This is a genomic window from Streptomyces sp. ICN903, from assembly GCF_022015835.1.
Lineage (GTDB): Bacteria > Actinomycetota > Actinomycetes > Streptomycetales > Streptomycetaceae > Streptomyces > Streptomyces fenghuangensis.
On sequence record NZ_JAKMAY010000473.1, the window covers coordinates 1 to 2,855 of the forward strand.

Here is a 2,855-nt window from a genome sequence, read left to right on the forward strand (position 1 = left end):
CGTCCCCTCCCACCGGCCCCTGCCCGCACCGCTGCGCGGCCCGCACTTCTCCTCCTACGCCCCCGAGGACGTCGGCTGGCTGCTCCAGGACCTCTCCGACGTCACCCTGGAGGCGCCCACCGAGGAGCGCGAGGAGGCCATCCAGTCCGGCGGAGCGCACTACGCCGAGTCGCTGCCGGTGGAGTACCAGCCCAGCCGGGAGTACCAGCGGCTGTTCCACCAGGCGCTGGAGGCCTCCGCCGACCGGATCGCCCGCGCCGTCGGCGCGGTCACCGACACCCTGCTCGCCGAGCGGGGCGGCCGGGACGGCACGGCAGGCCGGGACAGCGGTCGGGACGGCGGTCGGGGCGGTCGCGGGAAGGGCATCGTGCTGGCCTCCCTCGCGCGCGCCGGCACGCCCGTCGGGGTGCTGATGCGCCGCTGGGCCCGGCACGCGCACGGCCTGGACATACCCCACTACGCCGTCTCCATCGTCCGCGGCCGGGGCATCGACACCACCGCCCTGCGCTGGCTCGCCGCCCACCACGACCCGGCCGACGTGGTCTTCGTCGACGGATGGACCGGCAAGGGCGCCATCACCCGCGAACTCGCCGACGCCCTGCGCCCCTTCCCCGGCTTCGACCCCGAACTCGCCGTTCTGGCCGATCCCGGCGGCTGCGTGCGTACCTACGGCACCCGCGAGGACTTCCTCATCCCCTCCGCCTGCCTCAACTCCACCGTCTCCGGCCTCGTCTCGCGCACCGTGCTGCGCGCCGACCTCGTCGGGCCGGACGACTTCCACGGGGCCAAGTACTACCGCGAGCTGGCCGGAGGGGACGTCTCCAACCTCTTCCTGGACACCGTCGCGAGCCGCTTCGACGCCGTACGCGACGACGTGGCCGCGGACGTCGCGCGACTGCTCACCGCCGACCGCGCCCCCACCTGGGCCGGCTGGAGGGCGGTGGAGCGCATCAGCGAGGAGTACGGCATCGGGGACGTCAACCTCGTCAAGCCCGGCGTCGGCGAGACCACCCGGGTGCTGCTGCGCCGCGTTCCCTGGCGCGTACTGGCCCGGCGCGGCGCGGGCGCCGACCTGGACCACATCCGGCTGCTCGCCGAGCAGCGCGGCGTGCCCGTCGAGGAGACCGACAACCTGCCTTACTCCTGCGTCGGCCTCATCCACCCCCGCTACACGCGCGGCGCCACCGGCGCCGACGGAAAGGCCGCCCGATGAGCCGCCCGGCGGCCGACACGGTACGCACGGCCCCGGAGCGCCGCACGGTCCTGGTCGCCAGCGACCTGGACCGCACCCTCATCTACTCCGCCGCCGCCCTGGGCCTGACCATGCCCGACGACCGGGCCCCGCGCCTGCTGTGCGTGGAGGTCTACCAGTCCAAACCCCTGTCGTACCTCACCGAGACCGCCGCCGCCCTGCTGAGCGAACTCGCGGACCGGTCCGTCTTCGTCCCCACCACCACCCGCACCCGCGAGCAGTACGGGCGCATCCACCTGCCGGGCCCGCCCCCGCGCTACGCGATCTGCGCCAACGGCGGCCACCTGATGGTGGACGGCGAGTCCGACCCCGCCTGGCACGCCCGGGTGCGGCGCGCCCTGGACACCGACTGCGCACCGCTGGCGCAGGTGCGCGCCCGCATGGTGAAAGCCGCCGACCCCGGCTGGCTGCTCAAGGAGCGCGTCGCCGAGGAGCTGTTCGCCTACCTCGTCGTCGACCGCGAGAAGCTGCCCGGCACCTGGGTGAAGGAACTGGCCGACTGGGCCGGGCCGCGCGGCTGGACGGTCTCCCTCCAGGGCCGCAAGCTCTACGCAGTGCCGCGCCCGCTCACCAAGAGCGCCGCCGTGGCCGAGGTCGCCCGGCGCACCGGCGCCGAGCACGTCCTGGCCGCCGGCGACTCCCTCCTCGACGCCGACCTGCTGCTGGCCGCCGACACCGGCTGGCGGCCCGGCCACGGGGAGCTGGCCGACCTGGGCTGGACCGCCCCGCACATCACCGCCCTGCCCGAACGCGGAGTCGCTGCCGGGGAGCGCGTACTGCGGGAATTCCTCACGCACACCGGGCGGGACTGAGCGAGGACGACGGGCCTGAGCGAGGATGCGGACATGACCACACCGGCACCCCGCGACAAGCGCCCCCTTCAGACCGCCGAGCTGTACGGGTACGTGCTCGACCACAACCCGCCGCTCGACCCCGTCCTGCGCGACCTGGTGGAGACCACGCGCGCACGCTTCCCCGACCGGGCCGGACTGCAGTCCGCCCAGGAACAGGGCCCGATGCTGGCCTTCCTGGTACGGCTGACCGGTGCCCGCCGCATCGTGGAGGTCGGCACCTTCACCGGCTTCTCCGCCCTCGCCATGGCCCAGGCCCTGCCCGAGGACGGCACACTCATCGCCTGCGACATCTCGCAGGAGTGGACGGCCCTGGGGCGCGAGGCATGGGCCAGGGCGGGCGTCGCGGACCGCATCGACCTGCGCCTGGCCCCCGCCCTGGACACGCTGCGCGCTCTGCCCGCCGAGCCGGAGATCGACTTCGTCTACCTCGACGCCGACAAGGACAACTACATCGCCTACTGGGAGGAGCTGGTGCCGCGGATGCGGCCGGGCGGACTGATCGTCGCGGACAACGTGCTCTACCACGGCGAGGTCGCCGACCCGGACGCCACCGGCAACGCCGCCGCGATCCGGGCCTTCAACGACCATGTCTTTGCTGACGACCGGATGGAGTCGATCATGCTGACGGTCGCCGACGGCGTGACCATCGCGCGCAGGCGGTAGCCCGCGCCCGGCGGCAGCTTTGCCGACTGCTTCCGCCGGCTGTTCTCGTCAGCCGCAGCAGCCGCCCCCGCAGCACCCTCCGCCCC

Annotated in this window: 3 protein-coding genes; all 3 read left to right on the plus strand. The window is 74.1% G+C overall.

Annotation, left to right across the window (positions count from 1 at the left end; translation table 11 throughout):
- A partial coding sequence (locus tag L7D48_RS27845; protein ID WP_237883717.1) for a cysteine protease StiP family protein occupies positions 1-1,213 on the plus strand: 1,213 nt, incomplete at its 5' end.
- Positions 1,210-2,064: an HAD family hydrolase gene (locus L7D48_RS27850; RefSeq protein WP_237883719.1), complete on the plus strand. Its 855-nt coding sequence runs from the start codon at positions 1,210-1,212 to the stop codon at positions 2,062-2,064. The genes L7D48_RS27845 and L7D48_RS27850, both read left to right, overlap by 4 nt.
- 33 nt (positions 2,065-2,097) lie before the next feature.
- Positions 2,098-2,769: an O-methyltransferase gene (locus tag L7D48_RS27855; RefSeq protein WP_237883721.1), complete on the plus strand. Its 672-nt coding sequence runs from the start codon at positions 2,098-2,100 to the stop codon at positions 2,767-2,769.
- Positions 2,770-2,855 lie beyond the last annotated feature (86 nt).

Bases quoted from the DNA above. Each gene is read 5' to 3' on its own strand.
- L7D48_RS27850 (WP_237883719.1), top strand. From the start codon at position 1,210: ATGAGCCGCCCGGCGGCCGACACGGTACGCACGGCCCCGGAGCGCCGC.
- L7D48_RS27855 (WP_237883721.1), top strand. From the start codon at position 2,098: ATGACCACACCGGCACCCCGCGACAAGCGCCCCCTTCAGACCGCCGAG.